This is a genomic window from Noviherbaspirillum suwonense (genome assembly GCF_900182955.1).
Classification (GTDB): domain Bacteria; phylum Pseudomonadota; class Gammaproteobacteria; order Burkholderiales; family Burkholderiaceae_D; genus Noviherbaspirillum_A; species Noviherbaspirillum_A suwonense.
Genome location: NZ_FXUL01000005.1, coordinates 107494 through 129723 on the forward strand (window position 1 = coordinate 107494; position 22230 = coordinate 129723).

Below are 22230 nucleotides of genomic sequence, written 5' to 3' on the forward strand. Positions count from 1 at the left end.
CAATGCTGCGCTGCCCGGCCGGTGGCTGGCGTTCGCTGACAGGACTGGCTTTGCCTGCCGCCAGGCTAGCAGCTAGCAGCTAGCAGTTAGCGGCTAGCACCCGGCGACAGCCGGCCTCAGTCGATCAGCCCTTGCTCTTTGCCTCGATGGTTTCCCATTTTTCCAGCGTTTCCAGCAGCTTTTCGTCGATCTCGGCGAAGCGCTGGTTCAGCTTTTTTGCTTCTTCCGGCTGCTGGCGGTACAGGTCGGCCACCGCCAGCTTGTCGGTAATGGCTTTCTGCTCCGCTTCCAGCGCGGCGATCAGCACCGGCAGTTCTTCCAGCTCGCGCTGCTCCTTGTAGCTGAGCTTTTTCGGCTTGGCCGCGGGCGCAGCCTCCCTGGCCTGCGGCTTGGCTTCCGCCTTCGGCGCCGCCGGCCGGCTTGCCGCGGCAGCCCGCACCCGTTCCCAGTCGGTGTAGCCGCCGATGTATTCCTGCCAGTTGCCGGCGCCTTCCGCGACGATCACCTGGGTCACCACGTTGTCGAGGAACATCCGGTCATGGCTGACCAGGAATACCGTGCCGGCATAGTCTTCGAGCAATTCTTCCAGCAGCTCCAGGGTGTCGATGTCCAGATCGTTGGTCGGCTCGTCCAGCACCAGCACATTCGCCGGCTTGGCGAACAGGCGCGCCAGCAGCAAGCGGTTGCGTTCGCCGCCCGACAGGGACTTGACCGGCGAGCGCGCGCGTTCCGGCGCGAACAGGAAGTCGTTCAGGTAAGTCATCACGTGCTTTTTCTGGCCGTTGATTTCCACCCAGTCGCTGCCCGGGGCGATTGTGTCGGCCAGGCTGGCTTCCTCGTTGAGCTGCGCCCGCATCTGGTCGAAATACGCGACCTGCAGCTTGGTGCCCTGGCGGATGCTCCCGCTGTCCGGGCGCTCCTCGCCCAGGATCAGCTTCAGCAGCGTGGTCTTGCCGGCGCCGTTCGGCCCGATCAGGCCCACCTTGTCGCCGCGCAGTATCGTGGCGCTGAAGTTGCTGACGATCGGCCGGTCGCCGTACGACTTGCTGACTTCCACCAGTTCCGCCACGATCTTGCCCGAACGGTCGCCGGTCGACACGTCGAGTCGCACCTGGCCCTGCTGGTCGCGCCGCACGCTGCGCTGCAGCCTCAGTTGTTCGAGGCGGCGGACGCGGCCTTCGTCGCGGGTGCGCCGGGCCTGGACGCCCTTGCGTATCCAGACTTCTTCCTGGGCCAGGAACTTGTCGAACTTGGCGTTCTCCACTTCCTCGTTTTCCAGCAGCTCGGCCTTGCGCGCCTGGTAGGTCGTGAAGTTGCCCGGGAAGGACAGCAGCCGGCCCCGGTCCAGTTCGATGATGCGGGTGGCGACGTTGTCCAGGAAACTGCGGTCATGGGTAATGAACAGGATGCTGCCGCGATAATCGCGCAGCAGTCCTTCGAGCCACAGGATGGACGTGAAGTCGAGATGGTTGGTCGGCTCGTCGAGCAGCAGCACGTCCGGCGCGCTGACCAGCGCACAGGCCAGCGCGACCCGCTTCTGCATGCCGCCGGACAGGGTGCCCATCAGCGACGACTTGTTCAGGTTCAGCCGGTCGAGCGTGGCTTCGACCCGGTTGTTCAGCGTCCATGCGTCGGCGGCGTCCAGCCGCATCTGGATCTCGTGCATCCGCTCCATCAGCGCGTCGTCATTGTCGCCGCCGAACTGGGTCGTCAGGTGGTCATACTCGGCCAGCAGCCCCGGCAAATCGCCGAGGCCGGATGCGACCGCGTCGAACACCGACATCTCCGGCATAAAATGCGGCTCCTGCTCGACATAGGCGATTTTCAGGCCCTGCTGCATGACCATCAGGCCGTCGTCGAGTTTCGACTGGCCGGCGATGATCTTCAGCAGCGAGGACTTGCCTGTGCCATTGCGGCCGATCAGCCCGACGCGTTCGGCAGACTCCAGGGAAAATTCCGCATGGTCGAGCAAGGCGACGTGCCCGAATGCGAGTTGGGCGTTGGAGAGGGAAATGACTGCCATGGCGTTCTGATTGTCGGTGAAGAGAGGCGGCATTGTACCGCCTGCCGTTATGGGACTGGAGATTGCCTCGATCTCAGCTATAATCTCCGGCGTAATTAGGCGCCCAGCGCTTATTTATGCGCGTCTCGCCGTAGTTCAATGGATAGAACGAGTGCCTCCTAAGCGCTAGATACAGGTTCGATTCCTGTCGGCGGGACCAAGTTTCTCCTCTGCAAACCACCTTTTCCCCTCGATAACGCCTAGTGACGCGAAAACGCGAAACTTGTCCTATCTGCGTTACGTTTCTTGCAACTGTTCTCGCGGACCGTACCTTCCGCCAAGTAGCTTCGCCAACCTCGAAAAGCAACCTGTCAATCCGTAAAGCACGGCACTCACCCAGCGCACAGCTGAGGACTAGAGCCGTGTAGCGTCACTTGTATTGCATCAGCACAACCAATTTCCAACGTGAGCAAAAGCGGCGATGTGCTTCATGGTAGCGATCTGAAGCTAAATCGCTCTTAAGCAGCTTGTTTATTTCTGACAAAGTTGGGTCGGTCGGAGCATAAATGCAATCGGCACTAAATCCTGTGTTTATCCGATAGATATGTCGGCGACACATCGCGAACTACGTGCGCTTATTTTTTTTATCGAAGTGCTCGCAAAAGCCATCCATTAATTTCAGAGACACTTGGGTTTCAAAAAATTTACATGCATAGCGTCCCGAGAACTTAGGTCTTCAACACTTCATGAATTTGGAAATATCCCCAAAAATAGGGATTGCCATTAAACAATAAATCAGATTTAATTTCAATTATTGCAATCCATTCGATAAATCAGGAAGAGATGAAAAAAATAATCATTAGCTCCGTGTTGACCACCATATTAGTGGCCTGTGGTGGTGGTGGTGGTGGCGGCGGCGACAATGGCAGCAACTCCACAACGAGTGCTCCTGCGCCCTCCGGAAGTCTTTCAGCATCTGAACTCGTCGTTGTTGCCAAAGTCGATGGCTTAATCGTGCCAGGGTACCCGGCAGTTGGCAATAACCTGCCACCAGTAGCGCTTATATCCGGGCAGGAGTTGGAGATCATCTCCGATGCCAATGCAACCATTTCTTCTGATCTTAATGGTGCCGTTGCTGCGCTGAAATCAACTACGCCATTGAATTACAAAGCCATTTTGGCTGCCAATAGGAATACCAATGCAACCATAACTGTGAAATCCGCTGCCGTTGCGGCACTGGGCGCAACGGTTCCCGTCGTCATCCAGGTAGCACAATTCCAGCCAGTCCTCCCTAAAGTTGGAGAAGCATTTGTCTACTCCGAAAAAGACGAGAAATTGGATGGCACTTTCATCGTATTTGAAAATACAAAACGTAAAGTTGCATCGGTAAATAGCGATGGCAGTTGGACGGAACAATTCCTGAACCCGTTAGATCAAATCCTGTCGACAGTAAATCTTTCGAAAAACGGCAACCGTACCAGCATGCTTGCTGTCGGAATAAATTCTCAAGCTTGCAATGCAAGTGGCGATAGGGAAGCGAGGTTCAGCCCAGAGGAAAAACTGCTCGATTTCCCTTTATTTGTTAATAAAAGCTTCGATGGAGCGTGGTTAAGCACATGCGGCACGATCGATGGCCAAGCCGAAAGCATGACTGCCAAGGTAATTGGATTTGAAAATGTAACAACGCCAGCAGGCACATTTAACAGCCTGAGAATCGACCAGACAATAGTCGTCACAAACAGCACAAATTCCGCTTACCTTGGACAAGGCTATACACAGAAAGCTATGTTGTGGTTTGACCCAGTATTAGGTCGAATGGTGAAATTCGTTGGCCAGCGCTATTATGATTCTCCCGCCGTTTCTAAAACTTTAGTTAGCAAAGCTAATATCGAACTTGTTAGCTACGTCCGTCAGCCGTTTGGTGCAAATAATATTCAGACACTTTCTGCTGCGAACGCGTTACTTTCGGGAGTTCCACAACCGGCATCTAGCACAGTGACCTTTGCTGATACAGGGCGTTACCGTTGCTCGGCGCTATCCAGCGGAGAGGCTTACTCACTGTATTTGCAAGGGCACACTTACTTAGACCGTGACCGTGACGGAAAACCCTGTGAAGCGAACGATGTGAACATTGAGAATGTTTCTTATGGACTCGGGCCTACAGGAACATCTTCTTTAGCCAATTCAAATAACCAGTGCTACGTGTCCGGTTATTATCGAACCGATGGAACTTATGTTCAGGGTTATTACAGGAGTTGCTCTACACCTTTGCAACCTTCGACGCCTACGTCATCTTCTACGCCAGCAGCCACGACAAGTGGATCGACCTCTTCCACTTCGGGTGGCCGATGCTACGTCAATGGTTATCGTCGCAGCAACGGGACCTATGTTTCAGGCTATTACAGAAGCTGCTAAATTTTTTTCCAAAATTGGCGTCTTGAAAAAGGCGCCAATTTAACTTCATTCAGCAGTAACGCAATTATTTTAGTTAACGTTCGAATTTTTCAAATCAAACATTTTTCAGTGCTCCCTGATTTACTGTAACTGGATCGAAAAGAATCTTTAAGAACCGCTAAGATAACCATTTAATCTTCTCGCCAGCGACTCCCTAGAGACCCGTTTAACTTGGCATCGTAAAGATTCAATTGCCATTTTGCATTCGGCGTTTCTTCAGCGTCTACGAAAGATGTGAATCGTAGTATTTTCTGAGGATTAACACTTCGGAAGGTCGCGTGCCTTCACTCGTGGGTGTGAAGCAAATCAATCATCGGCTCTTACTATTTTATTAAAGAAATAATTTACTATTATCGTCCATCTAAATTGTTTCTTAACCGAATCTATCCTGTCGGCGGGACCAAACTCCCTCAAGCAAGTCCCACAAGTCCCGCAAATCCCCTACCCGCTTTGACTGCAGTTAAGCCACCGGCCATCTTCTTTGACCTCGGGCTGGACCGCATGCGACGATCTTTCCCACTTCTTGCCCGTCCGTTGACCATGGTTTGTCATGGACGGGTCCATCATCCCGTCTAGGGAACGACTAACTACTACCAGGAGCACAGCATGTCAGACAACAAGGCACCAAGTATCCAGCAGGACCAGATGCGCATCGACCTGCAGGATGAAGCGTCGATGAAGGAATGGGAAAAGAAGCTCGATGCGACTGCCGAGCAATTGAAGGAAGCGGTTGCGGCCGTCGGCGACCTCGCAAGCGATGTAGAGGCGCACCTGAAGGGAAGTCGGAGCAGCGTCAACAGCGAGCGGGTCCACAACGCGCTGTAAGGCAAGCGGGCGTTCAACCTGACGTACGACCAGTCCGGCGGTGATGCTGCAAGCACCGCCGGCTTGCAAGGATAATGTGACCGCCTGATTTCCCCGGTAGTCGACTTTCACTAGTCGGACCGGCACCAGCTTTAGTACTACCGCACAATAGTATCGCCGCCGACGCAGCCCTTCCAGCGCGTCCGGCCCCGGCCCGAATCCGGCAATGCATGCCGGATTTGCTTGCCCTTCTCTTAATGGCAAAGAAATAACCAAGTTTCTATTGCCTGTTGTTACCTTTCGTTCACTTGTTCTTTTGCCGCGACATATGCCGGAATTGGCAGGTAGAAGCCCGTATATTCGGTGGTATATTGCCTCCAGTTATCATTTAACGTTCGTTATTCCATCATTAGTTCGCACAGCGGCCAAAATCACCATGATGCGTGTCCGATCACAACAGCCCGCACTTGGGCTAATCCTGATTCCCCTGGCTGTCTGGGGCGGGCAGGCGCACGCGCTTGGATTAGGCGCCATCACGCTGCAATCCGGCCTGGGCCGGCCGCTGCAGGCAAAAATACCAGTCTACGGCCTGGCGGCGGATGACGCCGGCGCAGCCTGCCTGAAGTCGCGGCTGCTGGCGCTGGACGGCACGACGATTTCGCGCCCCGTGGCGGAACTGGCTGGCAGCGGCGCGAACGCGGTGCTCAGCCTGCGCACCGTCGAGGGCATCAACGAGCCGGCGGTGAATGTGTCGGTGGAAATCGGCTGCACCAATACCGTCAAGCGGGAATACGCGCTTCTGCTGGACCCGGTGGCGACGACGTCGCCGCTCGCCTCCCCGGCAATCGCCGAGCGCGCCGAGCGCAGGACGTCGTCCCGTGCCGGCGCGGCGGTCCCGCCGGCGCAAGCGGTGCTGCCGCCGCCTGCCGTCGACGCGGCGGACCTGCCGGCGGCGGCGAAGGCGCCGGCAAGCGTCGTGCGCAAGCCGCCGGCGCCAAGCAAGCCCAAGCCGGCGCCCGCAAGCAAGAGCGTACTGATGCTGTCCGGCGGCGCCGATGCCGAAATCGAACAGGTGCGGGCCAGCATCGCGCTGCGTTCCGCGACGATGCTGTCGGAGCCGCGCGTCGAAACCGATCCGGCCAGGCTGGCGGCGCAACGCGCCGACCAGGCCAGGGTGGCCGCCCTGCTGCGCGGCGAAGATCCGCTTGCAGGCGCGCAGGCACAACTTCGTGATGCACAGGGCAAGCTGCTTGCGGTGCAAAAATCGGCGGCCAGCGCGGCGAGCCAGCATGCGCAGGAAAAAGCGGCGCTGACGGCAGCGCAGGATGACATGGTTCCGGGCACGCTGGCCGCGGCGCTCGGCGCGCTGTTGCTGGCCTGCGTCGCAGTCATCGGCTGGCTGCTATGGCGGCGCGCCGACGACCGCCGCCGCCAGGAGCAGGCGTTTTTCGCGATGGCGGAAATGCAGGAGCCGTCTCCCCTCCAGCCGCTGCATCATGAAACCCCGCCGCAGCCGGCAGCCGCGGTTGCCGGGGTTGCTGCGGTTGCCGGGATTGCCGGGGTTGCTCCCGTGTTTGCAGCGCCGGCCACGCCTACAATCGAAACCAGGACCGACCCGGAACCGGTGGATTTCGCGATGCCCATGGACGACTTCGCGCCGGAGCCAACGCCTTCCGTGCCGCCGCAGTCCTACGAATGGCCCAAGGAAGTCGCCATGCAAACCGTGTCCACGAGTCCGCCGCAATCGCTCCAGTTGCCCGAGTCTTGGCTGACGATCGAAAATCAGCTGGAAGAACTCCATCAGCAGGCGCCGCAGGCGGGAGCATCGCCGCTGCCGCCGATGCCGCCGATGCTTCCGGTGACCGACGACGATGCGCAGGCCCATGCGGCCGAAGTGGCCGGCATGTTGCTGGCTGCGGAAAGCTGGATGGCCGAACACAATCCGCTGCGCGCAGCCGAAGTGCTGCGGGACTATCTCGACCGCGAGGACATGCGTTCGCCGGCGCCAGGCCTGTACCTGCTGTCGCTCTATCGCACCATGGAAAACCAGGAGCAGATACTCGCCGTCCTGGCGCAGTTGCAGCGCGCGTTCCCGGCCGAAGCCGCCGGCTGGGGCAACGCTGCCCAGCCGCGCCGCAGCATCGCGGACTTCCCGCTGGTGCACTCGGCGGTCGACTCGCTGTCGAATAGCGACGAGCTGCTGCCTTACCTCAACAGCCTGCTGCTTGCGCCCGAGCCGTTCGACTTCTCGACCTACCGCGAGATCGTGCGCGCGATCGGGCTAGCGAATGAAATGAAGCAGGAAAATGACCTGAATTCGATGAGCTTTGACTTTCAGTAGTTATCGCATCAACCAATGTAATATACGGTTTCTTTTTATGTCGACCGGAATCGAACCCATGTTCTTAAAGCGCGTTTTCAAGCGGCCAAGCAATGCTTACCTTCTGTCCTGCGCTGCGCTGCTCCTGTGCGGCGCATTGTCCGCCGGGCCGGCTGCGGCTGCGGCGAGCGACGAAATCACCGAAATTTCCCGCCTGGTCCAGGGCGGCCAGCTGGCCGATGCGATGAAACGGGTCGATGCCGGGCTCGCCCAGAAGCCGGGCGACGCGCGGCTGCGCTTCAGCAAGGGCATCATCCTGGCGCAGCAGAACAAGCCGACCGAGGCCATCGCGGTGCTGCTGAAGCTCACCGAGGATTTCCCGGATCTTCCGGAACCGTATAACAACCTTGCCGTCCTCTACGCGGCCAACGGCCAGTATGAAAGCGCGCGCATCGCGCTGGACAAGGCGATCGCCAGCAATCCCGGCTACGGCATGGCATATGAAAACCTGGGCGACGTGTATGCCGAGCTGGCCAGCCAGGCTTACGACAAGGCGGCCCGCATCGACGGCAGCGCCGGCGCGAAAGCCAAGGTCGCAGCCATCCGCAACAATGTCCAGGGCGCGGCGCCCGGCATCGTCGCCAGGCAGCCGGCGACCCAGGGCGGGAAGACCGTGCTGGCCGCGACGGACACATCGTCCGCGCCACCGGCGGCGGCCGCCAAGGCCAATGCCGACAAGCCCGCCGCCGCCAGGGAACCGGCCGATGCCGCCAGCGCTGCCGAGCAGGCAGCGGTGCTGGCCGCCGTCAATGGCTGGGCCGGCGCCTGGAGCGCGCGCGACGTGAAGGCGTATCTCGACTATTACAGCGCCGACTTCGTCGTGCCGCGCGGCATGAGCCGCGAGAAGTGGATAGCCGAGCGCACCGACCGGATTACCGGCAAGCAGCGCATCAGCGTGAAAATCGAAGCGCCAAAAGTCCGGATGGACGGCGAGCGCGCCATCGTGCAGTTCCGCCAGGAGTTTTCCTCGGACAAGCTGAAGTCCACCGACCAGAAGACGCTGACGCTGGTCAAGCGCGACGGCGCATGGCGCATCCGCGAAGAACGGGTGAGCTGACAGCGGCTTGGGTCTTGAAGGCGCGGCTGGAAAATACAGGCAATTCGCGTTGGCGGTGACGCCGGACGCATGCCAATCCCGCGTCATCGCGCAGCGGATGAAATAGATGGTTCCAATTCGTAGGGTGTAATAAGCAACGCGCATTGCACCATTGGCCAATCAGCTACCGCCGCCTGTTTGCAGCGAATGGTGTAATGCGCTTCGCTTATTACACCCTACGGCGTTTCGTGGCGCCTTGTGAACGGGGATTGATAGCAGCCGTCGCATACACGCCCCCTCACCTGCCACGCGGCCTGCGAGGGCGCCTCCCAGCCGCGATGTCCTAGATCGAAATCGCGCGTATCTGTTCCCAGTCGGTATAGCCCTGCAGGATCTTGGCGATGCCGTCCTGCCGCAGTGTCGCCATGCCTTCCAGCATTGCCTGCTCGGTGATCTCGCTGACGTTCGCCCGCGCCATGATCTTGCGCTTGATCGACGGGGTGTTGATCAGCAGTTCATGCACGCCGAGGCGGCCCTTGTAGCCGCTGCCGTTGCATTCCTCGCATCCTTCGGCACGGTGCAGCGTGATGCTGCCGTCGGCGGCGGCATGCAGCCTGCGCCATTCGGCCCGGATGGATTCCGCCTTCAGCGGCGTGTCGACGCAGTACTCATAGGCCAGCATCGCCAGTTCTTCCTCCGAGGCCTGATGCGGCCGGCGGCAGGCGGCGCACAGCCGGCGCGCGAGCCGCTGCCCGACCACGCCCAGCAGCGCGTCGCCGAAGTTGAACGGGTCGAGGCCGAGGTCGAGCAGGCGGACGACGCTTTCGGCGGCGCTGTTCGTATGCATCGTCGAAAACACCAGGTGGCCGGTCAGCGAGGCTTCGATGACCGTGCGCGCCGTTTCCTGGTCGCGCGTTTCGCCGACCATGATGACGTCAGGGTCGGCCCGCAGGAAGCTGCGCAGCACCGCGGCAAAGGTCCAGTCGATGCGCGGCTGCACCTGCACCTGGCGCAGCCCGTCCTGGGTGATCTCCACCGGGTCCTCGACGGTCCAGATCTTGCGGTCCGGCGTGTTGATGTGGGACAGGATCGAATGCAGCGTGGTGGTCTTGCCCGAGCCGGTCGGGCCGCAGACGAACACCAGCCCGTGCGGGCTGGCGGCAAATTTCTTCAGCCCGGCCATGGCATAGGACGACAGGCCCAGCGTGTCCATCGACACCGCTTTCGGCGCCGCCAGGATGCGCATGACCACGTCTTCCAGGCCCTCGGTGGTGGGCATGGTCAGCACGCGCAGCTCGATGCGCGCCGGACCGAACTGGCTGAAATCCATCTTGCCGTCCTGCGAGCGGCGCTTCTCGGAAATATCCAGCCGGCTCATGATCTTCAGGCGCGACACCAGCGCATTGCGGAAGTTGGCCGGCACGTCGGAGTAATGCGACATCACGCCGTCCTTGCGGAAGCGCACGCGGGTCGGGCGGTTGCCCTTCATCGATTCGATGTGGATGTCGGACGCGCCTTCCTCGTACGCGTCCAGGATGATCTTGTTGACCAGGCGAACCAGGGTATTGTCGGATTCGGAAACGTCGTCGGCGATGCCGAGCGGATTGGCCGGCATCGCCGGCTCCGCGCCGCCCAGCTCGAACACCAGGTCTTCCATGCTTTCGCGGGAACCCTGGCTGCCGTAAAACTTCTTGATCGACATGCCCAGGTCCTCGACCGAGGCCATCACCGGGTCGATTTTCAGCTTGATGTAAAAGCCCAGCGCCTGCAGCCCTTCCAGCGCCAGCGGGTTTTCCATCGCCACCACCATGCGCGTGTCGGTCCGGTACAGCGGCATGATCTGGTGCTTGCGGACCAGGTCCGCCGGCACCGACTTGATCAGGTTCAGATCGAAGTCGAACTTGCGCAGGCTGACCAGCGGGATGCCCAGCTTCTGGGCCAGCACGCGGCGTATGGTCTCGCGCTTGATGACGTCCATCTCGACCAGGATCTCGCCGAGATGCGTCTTGCGGTCGCGCGACTGGAGTTCCAGCGCTTCCTCCAGCTGGGCGGTCGTGATCAGGCTTTCCTGCAGCAGCGCCTCGCCCAGCCGTATATGCGGCATTTCCTTCTGATGCTGCAGCGCCTTCTCCACCTGCGCCTGCGTCAGGATCTGCTGCTTCTGCAGGTAGTCGCCCAGCTTCTGCGAGCGCAGCACCTCCTGCTTCTTCAGGCCGAGATCGACCACGTCCTGCGTGACCAGTTTTTCCTCGACCAGCATCTGGCCGAGATGCTCGCCGATCTGGTAGCTCGCGATCGAACTGGCCGGGATGAACCAGCGCAGCACGTCGTCGCCATAACTGCACAGGAACAGGAAGAGGCCGAACTTGTGCTCGACATAGCCGATGGTCTCGGACATCAGGCTGTCGCCGTCGCGGAAGGTTACGACGCAACGCTGGCGCAGGCTGACGTCGGCCGAATCGAGCTTGCCGTCGGGGTCCAGCTCCAGCCGCTTCAGTGCAATCGGGCGGGTCAGGCGCAGGCTCTTGAAGTCCGAAAAGCCGACCTGCCCCGCCAGCGGCGACTTTTGCGGCATGAATTCGACCAGGCTGTTTTCAGGGTCCAGCCGGACCAGGGTGCCGTTTTCCCGTTTGCCGTCCGTACGGGCCAGCACCGCCGACTCCGGCCCGGCGGCGCCGGCGGACAGGTAGAAATGCGGCGGTATGGGCCATTCGAAGTCGGTGATCATGGATTTTCCTGGGGAACGGTCCGGCGCGCGGCAACGCGTGGATAGGGCTAGCCGGCTAACTTTACCTGAACTTTGTTGCTTCAGTGAAGCATAGCGAGGCGCTTTGATCGATAAACGCCCTTTACGTTGGCGATCAGCGGCCAAAACGTAACAAAAATAATATCCGGTCAACATCGTACCGGCTTCCGGCCTGTTGCCTCCCCGGATCTCTGTTCGATGGCGTACAGACCTCCGGCTGGCGAACCGTTACGCTGCGAGCACGATATCAGGAGGTTTTATGAAAACAAATCGCATTGTCATCGCCGGCATTCTCGCGGCATCCACCTTCATCGCCGGCTGCGCGGCGCCCGGCTATCCGCAGGCTTCGTCGCCCTATCCTGCCCCCGCGGGCCAGCAAGGCGCCTACGCGAGCTACGGCGTGGTGGACTCGATCCAGGTGGTCAACACCGGCGCGCCCGGCGGCATCGGCGCGGGCGCGGTCGTCGGCGGCCTGGTTGGCGGCTTGCTGGGCAACCAGGTCGGCGGCGGCACGGGCCGCGGCCTTGCGACCGCGGCTGGCGTGGTGGGCGGCGCGGTCGTCGGCAACCAGGTCGAGCAGCGCAGCCACCAGGGCGGCACCGCCTACCAGATCGGCGTCAGGCTGGATAACGGCGGCTATCAGACCTACACCCAGGAATCGGTCGGCGACCTGAACATCGGCAACCGCGTCCGCATCGACAACGGCCGCGTCTACCGCTACTGACAGGCCGGAACAGCCGGCGCGCCTATTCGGCGTCCGGCTGCCTGCCCGGCTCGGCCTGGATGAAGGCGTCGAGCCTGGCGCAGTTTTCCTCTATCCGCAACAGCGTCGGCATCGCCGACAGGTCGGTATCGAGGCGGCGCGCATTGGCAAGCTGCGGGATCAGGCAGCAGTCGGCCATGGTCGGCGTATCGCCCAGGCAGAACTTGCCGGCCCGCCCGTCTGCGCTGATGCGTTTTTCGATGGCCGCCAGGCCGTTCCCGCACCAGTGACGGTACCAGTCGTTCTTCGCCTCTTCGTTCGCTCCCATTTCACGCACCAGGTAACGCAGCACCCGCAGGTTGTTGAGCGGATGGATGTCGCAGGCGATCGACAGCGCGATGCCGCGCACGTAGGCGCGGTCCAGCGGCGCTGACGGCAGCAATGGCGGCTCCGGGTACATTTCATCCAGGTATTCCATGATCGCAAGCGATTGCGTCAGGACCTGCGTCCCCTCATCGTCATTCTCGTCGACCAGCGCCGGCACCAGCCCTTCCGGGTTGATGCTGCGGTAAGCCTCCTGCAACTGCTCGCCGCCCTGCCTGAGCAGGTGGACCGGCGCCATCTCGACGTCGAGCCCCTTCAGGTTGAGCGCAATGCGCACGCGGTAAGCGGCCGAACTGCGGAAATAGGTATAGAGCTTCAGGCTCATCAGACCACCTTCACCCGCAGCTCGGTCAGGCCCTCGACCGCGCCCTCGAGCAGGTCGCCCTTCTGCACCGCTGCGACGCCCTCCGGGGTGCCGGTGAAGATCAGGTCGCCAGGCTGCAGCTCGAAGTAGCGCGACAGGTGCTCGATGGTTTCCGCGACATTCCAGATCAGCTTGCCGATGTCGCTGTTCTGGCGCGGCGCGCCATTGACGTTCAGGCGGATATTTCCCTTGTCGATAAGGCCGGTCTCGCTGACCGGATGCAGCGGCGCGATCGGCGCGGACTGGTCGAAACCCTTGCCCGTGTCCCACGGACGGCCCAGCTTCTTGGATTCGCCCTGGAGGTCGCGCCGGGTCATGTCCAGGCCGACCGCATAGCCCCAGATATGCGCGCCGGCATCGGCCGCCGCGATGTCCCGTCCACCCTTGCCGATTGCAACCACCAGCTCGATTTCATGGTGCAGGTCGCTCGTCATGCCCGGATAAGCCATCTCGCCGGTGGCCCCGGCCGGCACGACCAGCAGCGCATCGTTCGGCTTCATGAAGAAGAACGGCGCTTCACGGCCGCTGTGGCCCATTTCCTTCGCATGCTCGACATAGTTGCGGCCGACGCAATAGACGCGGCGTACAGGGAAAAATTGATCGGTGCCGGCAACCGGCACGGCGACGGGCGCCTGCGGGGTGATTACGTACTCCATTTGGTCTCCTTTAGTGGTGCTGGAATTATGCCATTGGAAAATTTTATTCGCCCTGATGTTCGCTAATCGGATTAAATTAGCCCCATGGTCTCTTTAAACTGGCCGGTCGACCCCAGATAGGGTGCACGCTGCCGACCGGCCGCGGGTAATGCCAACGGGAGTTTCCACCATGTTCAGTCGTCTGCGCCGCCTTGCCAGGATCGCTGGCCGCGAAGTCACCATCCTCTGGTTTGCCTGCCGTAATCCGGCCACGCCGCTGGCGGTGAAGCTGGGCGCCGGGCTGCTCGCGGTCTACCTGCTCAGTCCTATCGACCTGGTGCCCGACGCATTGCCGGTGCTGGGATGGCTGGATGACGCCACGCTGCTGGCGTTCGGCATCCCGGCATTGCTGAAGCTGATGCCGGCGCATGCGCTGGCCGACGCGCGCGGCGCCAGCGAACGGTTCCTGTCCCGCTGGGCGTTCTGGCGGCGGGCCTGACGCACCGGGCGCGGCAGCCCGGCCGGGCGCGCGCCGTTCCCGCCGCGCAGTGCGGCGACAGGGATGGGCGCAGCGCCGGCTGCGGCCGCGCTACTCTTCGCCCAGGTAAGCCTGGCGCACCTTGGGATCGTCCAGCATCGCCTGCGCCGGGCCGGTCATCGTGATCAGGCCCGACTCCATCACGTAGCCGCGATGCGCGGCCTGCAAGGCCAGCCGCGCATTCTGCTCGACCAGCAATATCGTCACGCCCTGCGCCGCGACCGTGCGCACCACTTCGAAGATCCGCTCCACCATGATGGGCGACAGCCCCATCGACGGCTCGTCGAGCAGCAGCAGTTGCGGATGGCTCATCAGCGCACGCGCCATGGCCAGCATCTGCTGTTCGCCGCCAGACAGCGTGCCGGCAAGCTGGGCCGACCGTTCCTTCAGGCGCGGGAAGATGCCGTACCACTTGTCGACGTCGTCCGCGATGCCTGCCTTGTCGTCACGGGTGTATGCGCCCATCAGCAGGTTTTCGTGGATGGTCATGCGGGTGAACACGCCGCGCCCTTCCGGCACCATCGCCAGCTGCTGGCGCACCAGGTCGAACGAGGTCTTGCCCCTTATCGGCTGGCCCGCGTATTCGACATGGCCCTCGACCTTGCACTCCGGCAGCGTGCCGGTAATGGCCTTGAGCGTCGTGGTCTTGCCCGCGCCGTTGGCGCCGATCAGCGTGATCAGCTCGCCCTTGCGCACTTCCAGGTCGATGCCCTTGACCGCCTGGATGCCGCCATAGGCCACCTTCAGCCCCTCGACCTTCAGCATCACGTCCGTCACAGGTAGCGCGGCCATCAGTGCGACCCTCCCAGGTAAGCCTCGATCACGGCCGGGTTCCTTTGCACCTCGGCCGGCGTGCCCTCGGCGATCGGCTTGCCGTAATCGAGCACGGTGATCCGGTCGCACAGTCCCATCACCAGCTTGACGTCATGCTCGATGAGCAGGATGGTGCTGCCGCTGGCCTTGATCTTCAGCAGCAGTTCGCGCAGGCCCAGCTTCTCGGTCGCATTCATGCCGGCCGCCGGCTCGTCCAGGGCCAGCAGCAAGGGGTCGGTCGCGAGCGCGCGGGCAATCTCGAGCCGGCGCTGGTCGCCGTACGACAGGTGGCGGGCGGTGCGCCGCGCAAACCCGGCGATGCCGACGAAGTCGAGCAGCTCCAGCGCACGGGCGCGGATCGCCGCCTCCTCCTCGCGGGCCGCGCGGTAGCGCAGCACCGCGCCGAGCACGCCCTGCCTGGTGCGCACGTGGCGGCCCACCATCACGTTTTCCAGCGCGCTCATCTCGCCGAACAGCCGGATGTTCTGGAAGGTGCGGGCAATGCCCGCCTTCGCCACTTCATGCGGCGCCGACGGCGAATACGGCTTGCCGTCGAGTTCGAAGCTGCCGCCGTCCGGCTGGTACAGCCCGGTCAGCACATTGAAGAACGTGGTCTTGCCGGCGCCGTTCGGCCCGATCAGGCCATAGATCTGGCCCCTGGCAATGCGCATGTCGACGCCGGACAGGGCTTGCAGCCCGCCGAAGCGCTTGCTGGCGCCGGTGATATTGAGCAGATTGGCCTGCATGCAGCGGTTCTCCTATGTTCCTAGACGGGCGCCACGCCGGTGGCGGGAGCAGGCTTGTCGACGTCCGCGTCCGGACGGTCCTCGTGGCGCGGAGCCGGCCACAGGCCGGCGGGACGGATCAGCATGATGACCACCATGGCCAGGCCGTACAGCAGCTGGCGCAGGATCTCGGCATCGATCAGCACCTTGCCGAACAGCGCCTGCTGCACCGGCTCCACCGTGTGGCGCAGCACTTCCGGCAATGCGGCCAGGATGACGCCGCCGACGATGACGCCGGGTATGTGGCCCATGCCGCCCAGCACCACCATCGCCAGCACGGCGATCGACTCGGTCAGCGAGAACGACTCGGGCGACACGAAACCCTGGAACGAGGCGAACAGGCCGCCCGCGACGCCGCCGAACGAGGCGCCCATCGCGAAGGCGAGCAGCTTGATGTTGCGGGTGTTGATGCCCATCGCCTTGGCGGCGATCTCGTCTTCCCGGATCGCGACCCAGGCCCGGCCCAGCCGGGAATCCTGCAGCCGGTAGGAAATGAACACGATGATCAGGCACAGCGCCAGGAACAGGAAATAATAGGCGTTCACCGAGGGCATGGACCAGCTGCCTATGCGCACCATCGCGCCGGAACCGGCCTCGCCGCCCAGCGACACGCCGAAGATACGCACCGGGTCGATCAGGTTGATGCCTTGCGGGCCGTTGGTGATGTTGACCGGACCGTTCAGGTTGTTCATGAAGATGCGGATGATTTCGCCGAAGCCCAGCGTCACGATCGCAAGGTAGTCGCCGCGCAGCTTCAGGGTCGGCGCGCCCAGCAGCGCGCCGAACACGCCGGCCAGCAGCGCGGCCAGCGGCAGGATCACCCAGAGCGACAGGTGGATGCCCTGCTGCGCAACCTCGGGGCCGAAAAAGGCGATCACCGCCTCCCCCAGCGGCTGGTACTGGTTGACCAGCGACTCCAGCACCGTGGCGAATTGCGGCGACGCCAGCAGGCCGGTCAGGTAGGCGCCCAGCGCGTAGAACGCGATGTAACCCAGGTCCAGCAGGCCGGCGAAGCCGACCACGATGTTCAGGCCCAGCGCCAGCATGATGTAGAGCAGCGCCAGGTCCATGATGCGGACCCACGAATTACCGTAGTTCGACGCGATGAAGGGAAAGGCGATGACGGCCACGGCGAGCAGTATCAGTCCGGCGCGGCCGGCCCCGGTGGCCGTTGTCAGTTTGTAAGCCATGAGGATGTCCCTTGAAGTCAGGCGCGGTCGGCAACGCGCTCGCCCATCAGGCCCGAAGGCCGCAGCGTGAGCACGATGATCAACACGATGAACGCAAAAATATCCTGGTAATTACTGCCCAGGAAGCCGCCCGTCAGGTCGCCGATGTAACCCGCGCCCAGGCTCTCGATCAGCCCCAGCAGTATGCCGCCCAGCATGGCGCCGTAGATATTGCCGATGCCGCCCAGGACCGCGGCCGAAAATGCCTTCAGCCCGGGCACGAAGCCCATCGCGAACTGGGCCGACGAATAGTTCGCGCCCCACATCACGCCCGCCACTGCCGCCAGCGTCGCGCCGATGGCGAAGGTGAATACGATCACCCGGTTGGCGTCGACGCCCATCAGGCCGGCGATGCGCGGGTTCTCCGCGGTCGCCCGCATCGCCCGGCCCATCTTGGTTTTTTCGACCAGCAGCACGAGCGCGATCATGCAGACCGCGGCCAGCACCAGCAGCATCACCTGGGTCGGCGTGATCAGCGCGCCCATCAGGTTCAGCGACTCGGACGGCATCACCTGCGGAAAGGGCAGCGGGTTGCGGCCCCAGATCATCATCGCGATGGTCTGCAGCAGGATGGAGATGCCAATCGCGGTGATCAGCGGCGCCAGGCGCGGCGCGTTGCGCAGCCTGCGGTAGGCAATGCGCTCGATCAGGACGTTGACCAGCACGCAGACGGGTATCGCGCCGACGATGGCGATCAGCAGCTTGACGATGCCAGGCAGGTCGGGCGCCACGTTGTTGACCATCTTGAGAATGGTTAGTCCGGCCATCGCCCCGATCATCAGCACTTCGCCATGGGCGAAATTGATCAGGTTCAGGACACCGTACACCATGGTATAGCCCAGTGCGATCAGCGCATACATGCTGCCGAGAACCAGGCCGTTGATGATTTGCTGCAGGAAAATTTCCATGGTCCGCCAGGATGGAAGATAAAAATCGGGCGCGCAGCGGCTTCAGGCAGCCCCTGCGCGCGGCTTCGTGGGAAACAACGTTTTCAGCTGGCGGCAGCCGTGCCGCCGCCCAGGCCTTTCGGCAGCGGGAAGGTCACATTCTCTTCCACGCCTTCGAGTACCCGGACGCTCTCTGCGCCATGCATCTTGAGCTGGTCGATCACGGCGTCCACCAGCACCTGCGGCGCCGATGCGCCGGCGGTCACGCCGATGCGCCGCACGCCATTCAGCCATGCCGGATCGATCTGCGCCGCATTGTCCACCATAAAAGCCAGCGTGCCCATCTTTTGCGCGACTTCGCGCAGGCGGTTGGAATTGGAACTGTTCGGACTGCCGACCACGATCACCAGGTCGACCTGGGGCGCCATGAACTTGACGGCTTCCTGGCGGTTGGTGGTGGCGTAGCAGATGTCGCCCTTCTTGGGTTCGGCAATCTGCGGGAAGCGCTGCTTGAGCGCGTTGATGACGTCTGCCGTGTCATCGACCGACAGCGTGGTCTGCGACACATAGGCCAGCCTGTCGGGGCGCTTGACCTCCAGCCGCTGGACGTCGTCGACGGTCTCGACCAGGTACATGCCCTCGTCGGCCTGGCCCATCGTGCCCTCGACTTCCGGATGGCCGGCGTGGCCGATCATGATGATCTCGCGGCCCTCGCGCCGCATCTTGGCCACTTCCATATGCACCTTGGTGACCAGCGGGCAAGTCGCATCGAACACCTTGAGGCCGCGCTGGGAAGCCTCCTCGACGACCGAGCGGGGCACGCCGTGGGCGGAGAACACCAGCGTGTTTCCGGCTGGGACATCGGCCAGGTCCTCGATGAAGATGGCGCCCTTGCGGCGCAGGTCCTCGACGACATAGGCGTTATGCACGATCTCGTGCCTGACATAGATGGGCGCGCCGAACTGGGCAAGCGCCCTTTCGACGATCTCGATCGCCCGGTCGACGCCGGCGCAAAAACCGCGCGGCTGGGCCAGCAGGATTTCCTGTTTCATACTTTTCCTAGATGCTTTTAACGGCTGCCGCCTCAGAGTATGCCAATGATGCGCACGTCGAACTTCAGGGTCTGCCCGGACAACGGATGATTGAAGTCGAACAGCGCATCCTCATCGTTCATCTCCAGCAGCACACCGGCAAAACGCCCTCCCTTCGGCGCGGCAAACTCCACCACGTCGCCTACCTTGTACTCCTCGCCAAGCTGTGAATTTTCCGACAGCGTGTCGCGCGACACGCGTTGCACCAGGTCCGGATTGCGTTCGCCGAACGATTGTTCCGGCGTCAATGTGTAGCTGTGTTCGGCGCCTTCGGGCAAGCCGAGCAGGCATTGTTCGAGAAACGGCGCCAGTTGACCACTGCCGATCTGCAGCGTTGCCGGATTGCCGTTGAAGGTGGTCACGATATCGTTGCCATCCAGCGACGCCAGCCGGTAGTGCAAGGTCAGGTAGGCGCCCGGCGCTACCAGCGGCTGTGGTAAATTTTCCATGGGATTCTGCGGGACAAAATAATCCGCCATTTTAAGCGACGACGCGCTGGTCCGTGCTAATAACACCCGGCCTCCTGATTTTCCGCATTACCCGACGAAAGCACGGACATGGGAATCTCCGACTGGCCAGTCACCCTGCGGCCACGCGAAAGACTGATCAGTCAGGGTGCGCAAAGCCTGTCGGACGCCGAACTGCTCGCCATCTTCCTGCGCACCGGCCTGCCGGGCTGCTCCGCCGTCGAACTTGCGCAACGGCTGCTGCTGCATTTCGGCTCACTGGGCAAGCTGTGCAGCGCCGCGATACAGGACTTCTGCGCCTTTCCCGGCCTGGGTCCGGCCAAGTTCGCGCAGTTGCAGGCGGTGCTCGAACTGGCGCGCCGGTCGACCGAGGAAGAACTGGCCAATGGCGTAGCCCTGCGCAGTTCGGCCGCTGTCCGGAATTACCTGCACCTGCGGCTTGCGAACCTGCCGTACGAAAGCTTCACGGTGCTGTTCCTGGATGCGCGCCATCACCTGATCAGTTGCGAGGAACTGTTTCGCGGCACGCTGACCCGTGCCTATGTCTATCCGCGTGAAGTGGTGCGATCAGCGCTTCGGCACAATGCGGCTGCGGTGATCCTTGCGCATAACCACCCGTCCGGCGAACCGGCGCCCAGTTCGCAGGATCATGAACTGACTCAGCTGCTGTGCAGCGCGCTGGGGCTGATGGAGGTCAAGGTGCTCGACCACATGATCGTCGCCGGCCGCCGGTTTTATTCCTTTGCCGAGCATGGCGAACTGTGACGCCTAACTCCGTTTAAATGTTAAATATCGAGAATAAAACGAGAAACAATTGTTTTGCGCAAGTCGTTGAATAATTGAGATTTTTTCGATATACTCTCGTTTTTTCCAATTTCGGAAATCTTTGAAGGAGTGAAACATGGCACGTATTTGCCAAGTCACCGGGAAAAAGCCGATGGTCGGCAACAACGTTTCCCATGCGAACAACAAGACCAAGCGTCGCTTCCTGCCTAACCTGCAGCGGCGTCGTATCTTTGTCGAGTCGGAAAATCGCTGGGTTTCCCTGCGCCTGTCCAACGCCGGCCTGCGCACCATCGACAAGATCGGCATCGACGCCGTCCTGGCCGACATGCGCGCCCGCGGCGAAAAAGTCTAACTAGCACAGTAAAGGAATAATCATGGCTACCAAGGGCCGCGACAAAATCAAGCTGGAGTCGACTGCAGGCACGGGTCACTTCTACACCACGACCAAAAACAAGCGCACGATGCCGGGAAAAATGGAGATCATGAAGTTCGATCCCAAGGCCCGCAAGCATGTCGCTTACAAAGAAACCAAGATCAAGTAATCCAGGTCTTGCAAGCAAAAGCCCCGCAACCATTGCGGGGCTTTTTTTTGGCCGCGATTCCGGGTCTTGTACCGCCTCCAAGACATGGCGTACCGGCTGAAACCGATGCTTCCGATTCGTAGGGTGTAATAAGCGCAGCGCATTACACCACCGGCCAATCAACCACCACCCTCTGTTCCCAACCAATGGTGTAATGCGCTTGCGCTTATTACACCCTACGGCGTTTCATCGCGCCTCGTGAACCGGGGATGGCCTGAACCGGCAGCCGCGGCCATAAAAAAAGGCCCGGATAACCGGGCCTTTTCGGACTGCCATGCAGGCAGCGGGATCAGCAATCAGGCATAGCTGCGCAGGCGGAAGGAAAATTCCTGCAGCGAGCGGATGCCGGACGACTCCGCGCGGCGGCACCAGTCCTGCAACTGGTTCAGCAACTGGTCGCTGGTCGAGTGCGACCGCTCCCACAGCACGCTCAGTTCGACGCGCATGTCATGCATGGTCTGCAGCGCCTTGCTATGGGCGAGCACTTCGCTCAATTGCTGGCGCTGCGGCGCGGCCAGCTTCGCCGGCTCCTTCTGCATCAGCTTGCGGGACGAGCGCAGGGTGTGCGCGCCCAGCTGGGACTTCGTACGGATGTGGCCCACCTCTTCGCGCCAGGTGTGCTTGATCGACTTGGTGTACTTGGCCATCACGTCATAGCGGTTGGACACGATCGAATGCAGCGTCGCCAGGTCGGCGATACGCTTGCCGCTGTCGAACTTCGGCGCCGGCGCGATCTTCTTCACGGTCGCCAGGCCCATCATTTCCAGGATGCGGATGTACATCCAGCCGATGTCGAACTCGTACCACTTGGACGACAGCTTGGCCGAGGTGCCGAAGGTGTGATGATTGTTGTGCAGTTCCTCACCGCCGATCAGGATGCCGAACGGGATGATGTTGGTCGCCGCGTCGTTGCAATCGTAATTGCGATAGCCCCAGTAGTGGCCGATGCCATTGATGATGCCGGCTGCGGTAATCGGAATCCACAGCATCTGCACCGCCCAGACGGACAGGCCGATCACGCCGAAAAGGGCGAGGTCGATGAACAGCATGATGACGATGCCCATCGCGCTGTGCTTGGTGTACAGGTTGCGTTCGAGCCAGTCGTCAGGCGCGCCGTGGCCGTATTTTTCGATGGTTTGCTGATTCTTGGACTCGGCGCGGTACAGTTCGGCGCCTTCCAGCAGCACTTTCTTGATGCCGCGGGTCACCGGGCTGTGCGGATCTTCCTCGGTTTCGCATTTCGCATGATGCTTGCGGTGAATGGCGGCCCATTCACGGGTGACCATACCAGTGGTCAGCCACAGCCAGAAACGGAAGAAATGGCTCGGGATCGCGTGCAGGTCCAGCGCGCGGTGCGCCTGGCAGCGGTGCAGGTAGATCGTGACCCCGGCGATCGTGATATGCGTCACGACCAGCGTGAAGATCACGATTTCCCAGCCGCTCGCGCGGGTCAGGCCATTCGACAGAAAATCTAATACTGCATTCAGAATCATTCAGGCTCCAAAGTTGACGGGCGGGACGGACATTCTTCCCCTTTGCGGGCAC

The 22230-nt window shown here is 61.6% G+C and carries 20 protein-coding genes and 1 tRNA gene; 10 read left to right on the forward strand and 11 right to left on the reverse strand.

Annotated elements, in window-relative coordinates; genetic code table 11:
• Positions 1-124 precede the first annotated feature (124 nt).
• Entirely contained in the window at positions 125-2023 is a 1899-nt protein-coding gene (locus QOL82_RS09235; protein WP_283441963.1) for an ATP-binding cassette domain-containing protein, read from the reverse strand.
• Between the two features lie 124 nt (positions 2024-2147).
• Between QOL82_RS09235 and QOL82_RS09240 the strand changes: the two genes are divergently transcribed.
• The 5 genes from QOL82_RS09240 to QOL82_RS09260 all read left to right on the forward strand — a co-directional run bounded on the left by QOL82_RS09240 (position 2148) and on the right by QOL82_RS09260 (position 8697).
• A tRNA-Arg gene (locus QOL82_RS09240) sits at positions 2148-2222 on the forward strand.
• 623 nt (positions 2223-2845) lie between these two features.
• Complete coding sequence (locus QOL82_RS09245; protein WP_283441964.1) at positions 2846-4417, forward strand: excalibur calcium-binding domain-containing protein; 1572 nt, start codon at positions 2846-2848, stop codon at positions 4415-4417.
• Between the two features lie 645 nt (positions 4418-5062).
• Positions 5063-5281, forward strand: a complete 219-nt coding sequence (locus QOL82_RS09250) for a DUF3606 domain-containing protein (RefSeq protein ID WP_283441965.1) — start codon at positions 5063-5065, stop codon at positions 5279-5281.
• Positions 5282-5696: 415 nt separating this feature from the next.
• Positions 5697-7601: a type IV pilus assembly protein FimV gene (locus QOL82_RS09255; protein WP_283441966.1), complete on the forward strand. Its 1905-nt coding sequence runs from the start codon at positions 5697-5699 to the stop codon at positions 7599-7601.
• A 58-nt stretch (positions 7602-7659) separates the two neighbouring features.
• A complete protein-coding gene (locus QOL82_RS09260) occupies positions 7660-8697 on the forward strand; it encodes a L,D-transpeptidase Cds6 family protein (RefSeq protein ID WP_283441967.1) in 1038 nt (345 codons plus the stop codon).
• A gap of 322 nt (positions 8698-9019) precedes the next feature.
• Here the strand turns inward: QOL82_RS09260 and QOL82_RS09265 are convergent, their stop codons facing one another.
• Positions 9020-11404: a GspE/PulE family protein gene (locus tag QOL82_RS09265; protein ID WP_283441968.1), complete on the reverse strand. Its 2385-nt coding sequence runs from the start codon at positions 11402-11404 to the stop codon at positions 9020-9022.
• A 277-nt stretch (positions 11405-11681) separates the two neighbouring features.
• Here QOL82_RS09265 and QOL82_RS09270 point away from each other — a divergent pair, with 277 nt between their 5' ends.
• The gene (locus QOL82_RS09270) at positions 11682-12146 is read left to right on the forward strand and encodes a glycine zipper 2TM domain-containing protein (protein WP_283441969.1); all 465 of its coding nucleotides are present in this window, start codon (positions 11682-11684) and stop codon (positions 12144-12146) included.
• A 22-nt stretch (positions 12147-12168) separates the two neighbouring features.
• On the opposite strand, the gene maiA is transcribed toward QOL82_RS09270, so the two are convergent.
• Positions 12169-12828, reverse strand: a complete 660-nt coding sequence (maiA, locus tag QOL82_RS09275; protein WP_283442107.1) for a maleylacetoacetate isomerase — start codon at positions 12826-12828, stop codon at positions 12169-12171.
• 5 nt (positions 12829-12833) lie between these two features.
• Complete coding sequence (locus QOL82_RS09280) at positions 12834-13529, reverse strand: fumarylacetoacetate hydrolase family protein (RefSeq protein WP_283441970.1); 696 nt, start codon at positions 13527-13529, stop codon at positions 12834-12836.
• 169 nt (positions 13530-13698) lie between these two features.
• Here QOL82_RS09280 and QOL82_RS09285 point away from each other — a divergent pair, with 169 nt between their 5' ends.
• Positions 13699-14007: a YkvA family protein gene (locus QOL82_RS09285; protein WP_283441971.1), complete on the forward strand. Its 309-nt coding sequence runs from the start codon at positions 13699-13701 to the stop codon at positions 14005-14007.
• Between the two features lie 90 nt (positions 14008-14097).
• On the opposite strand, the gene QOL82_RS09290 is transcribed toward QOL82_RS09285, so the two are convergent.
• The 6 genes from QOL82_RS09290 to QOL82_RS09315 all read right to left on the reverse strand — a co-directional run bounded on the left by QOL82_RS09290 (position 14098) and on the right by QOL82_RS09315 (position 19300).
• Positions 14098-14838: an ABC transporter ATP-binding protein gene (locus QOL82_RS09290; RefSeq protein ID WP_430438457.1), complete on the reverse strand. Its 741-nt coding sequence runs from the start codon at positions 14836-14838 to the stop codon at positions 14098-14100.
• Positions 14838-15605: an ABC transporter ATP-binding protein gene (locus QOL82_RS09295; RefSeq protein ID WP_283441972.1), complete on the reverse strand. Its 768-nt coding sequence runs from the start codon at positions 15603-15605 to the stop codon at positions 14838-14840. Before QOL82_RS09295 ends, QOL82_RS09290 begins: the two co-directional genes overlap by 1 nt.
• Before the next feature lie 20 nt (positions 15606-15625).
• Complete coding sequence (locus tag QOL82_RS09300) at positions 15626-16834, reverse strand: ABC transporter permease subunit (RefSeq protein WP_283441973.1); 1209 nt, start codon at positions 16832-16834, stop codon at positions 15626-15628.
• 17 nt (positions 16835-16851) lie between these two features.
• Positions 16852-17781: a branched-chain amino acid ABC transporter permease gene (locus QOL82_RS09305; protein WP_283441974.1), complete on the reverse strand. Its 930-nt coding sequence runs from the start codon at positions 17779-17781 to the stop codon at positions 16852-16854.
• An 83-nt stretch (positions 17782-17864) separates the two neighbouring features.
• Positions 17865-18812 (reverse strand): 4-hydroxy-3-methylbut-2-enyl diphosphate reductase, encoded by a 948-nt coding sequence (ispH, locus tag QOL82_RS09310; protein WP_283441975.1) that lies wholly within the window; start codon positions 18810-18812, stop codon positions 17865-17867.
• A 32-nt stretch (positions 18813-18844) separates the two neighbouring features.
• The gene (locus QOL82_RS09315) at positions 18845-19300 is read right to left on the reverse strand and encodes an FKBP-type peptidyl-prolyl cis-trans isomerase (protein ID WP_283441976.1); all 456 of its coding nucleotides are present in this window, start codon (positions 19298-19300) and stop codon (positions 18845-18847) included.
• Positions 19301-19408: 108 nt separating this feature from the next.
• Between QOL82_RS09315 and radC the strand changes: the two genes are divergently transcribed.
• From radC to rpmG, 3 genes are all read left to right on the forward strand, one after another.
• Positions 19409-20083, forward strand: coding sequence for a RadC family protein (radC, locus tag QOL82_RS09320; protein WP_283441977.1), 675 nt, complete (start codon positions 19409-19411; stop codon positions 20081-20083).
• 136 nt (positions 20084-20219) lie between these two features.
• Positions 20220-20456 carry a 50S ribosomal protein L28 gene (gene rpmB, locus QOL82_RS09325; RefSeq protein WP_283441978.1) on the forward strand — a complete coding sequence of 79 codons (237 nt, stop codon included), beginning with the start codon at positions 20220-20222 and terminating at the stop codon, positions 20454-20456.
• 22 nt (positions 20457-20478) lie between these two features.
• Positions 20479-20646 carry a 50S ribosomal protein L33 gene (gene rpmG, locus QOL82_RS09330; RefSeq protein WP_283441979.1) on the forward strand — a complete coding sequence of 56 codons (168 nt, stop codon included), beginning with the start codon at positions 20479-20481 and terminating at the stop codon, positions 20644-20646.
• Between the two features lie 335 nt (positions 20647-20981).
• Here the strand turns inward: rpmG and QOL82_RS09335 are convergent, their stop codons facing one another.
• Positions 20982-22178, reverse strand: coding sequence for a DesA family fatty acid desaturase (locus QOL82_RS09335; RefSeq protein WP_283441980.1), 1197 nt, complete (start codon positions 22176-22178; stop codon positions 20982-20984).
• Positions 22179-22230: the final 52 nt, after the last annotated feature.

Bases quoted from the DNA above. Each gene is read 5' to 3' on its own strand.
- QOL82_RS09235 (WP_283441963.1), bottom strand. From the start codon at position 2,023: ATGGCAGTCATTTCCCTCTCCAACGCCCAACTCGCATTCGGGCACGTC.
- QOL82_RS09245 (WP_283441964.1), top strand. From the start codon at position 2,846: ATGAAAAAAATAATCATTAGCTCCGTGTTGACCACCATATTAGTGGCC.
- QOL82_RS09250 (WP_283441965.1), top strand. From the start codon at position 5,063: ATGTCAGACAACAAGGCACCAAGTATCCAGCAGGACCAGATGCGCATC.
- QOL82_RS09255 (WP_283441966.1), top strand. From the start codon at position 5,697: ATGATGCGTGTCCGATCACAACAGCCCGCACTTGGGCTAATCCTGATT.
- QOL82_RS09260 (WP_283441967.1), top strand. From the start codon at position 7,660: ATGTTCTTAAAGCGCGTTTTCAAGCGGCCAAGCAATGCTTACCTTCTG.
- QOL82_RS09265 (WP_283441968.1), bottom strand. From the start codon at position 11,404: ATGATCACCGACTTCGAATGGCCCATACCGCCGCATTTCTACCTGTCC.
- QOL82_RS09270 (WP_283441969.1), top strand. From the start codon at position 11,682: ATGAAAACAAATCGCATTGTCATCGCCGGCATTCTCGCGGCATCCACC.
- QOL82_RS09280 (WP_283441970.1), bottom strand. From the start codon at position 13,529: ATGGAGTACGTAATCACCCCGCAGGCGCCCGTCGCCGTGCCGGTTGCC.
- QOL82_RS09285 (WP_283441971.1), top strand. From the start codon at position 13,699: ATGTTCAGTCGTCTGCGCCGCCTTGCCAGGATCGCTGGCCGCGAAGTC.
- QOL82_RS09290 (WP_430438457.1), bottom strand. From the start codon at position 14,838: ATGGCCGCGCTACCTGTGACGGACGTGATGCTGAAGGTCGAGGGGCTG.
- QOL82_RS09295 (WP_283441972.1), bottom strand. From the start codon at position 15,605: ATGCAGGCCAATCTGCTCAATATCACCGGCGCCAGCAAGCGCTTCGGC.
- QOL82_RS09300 (WP_283441973.1), bottom strand. From the start codon at position 16,834: ATGGCTTACAAACTGACAACGGCCACCGGGGCCGGCCGCGCCGGACTG.
- QOL82_RS09305 (WP_283441974.1), bottom strand. From the start codon at position 17,781: ATGGAAATTTTCCTGCAGCAAATCATCAACGGCCTGGTTCTCGGCAGC.
- ispH (WP_283441975.1), bottom strand. From the start codon at position 18,812: ATGAAACAGGAAATCCTGCTGGCCCAGCCGCGCGGTTTTTGCGCCGGC.
- QOL82_RS09315 (WP_283441976.1), bottom strand. From the start codon at position 19,300: ATGGAAAATTTACCACAGCCGCTGGTAGCGCCGGGCGCCTACCTGACC.
- radC (WP_283441977.1), top strand. From the start codon at position 19,409: ATGGGAATCTCCGACTGGCCAGTCACCCTGCGGCCACGCGAAAGACTG.
- rpmB (WP_283441978.1), top strand. From the start codon at position 20,220: ATGGCACGTATTTGCCAAGTCACCGGGAAAAAGCCGATGGTCGGCAAC.
- rpmG (WP_283441979.1), top strand. From the start codon at position 20,479: ATGGCTACCAAGGGCCGCGACAAAATCAAGCTGGAGTCGACTGCAGGC.
- QOL82_RS09335 (WP_283441980.1), bottom strand. From the start codon at position 22,178: ATGATTCTGAATGCAGTATTAGATTTTCTGTCGAATGGCCTGACCCGC.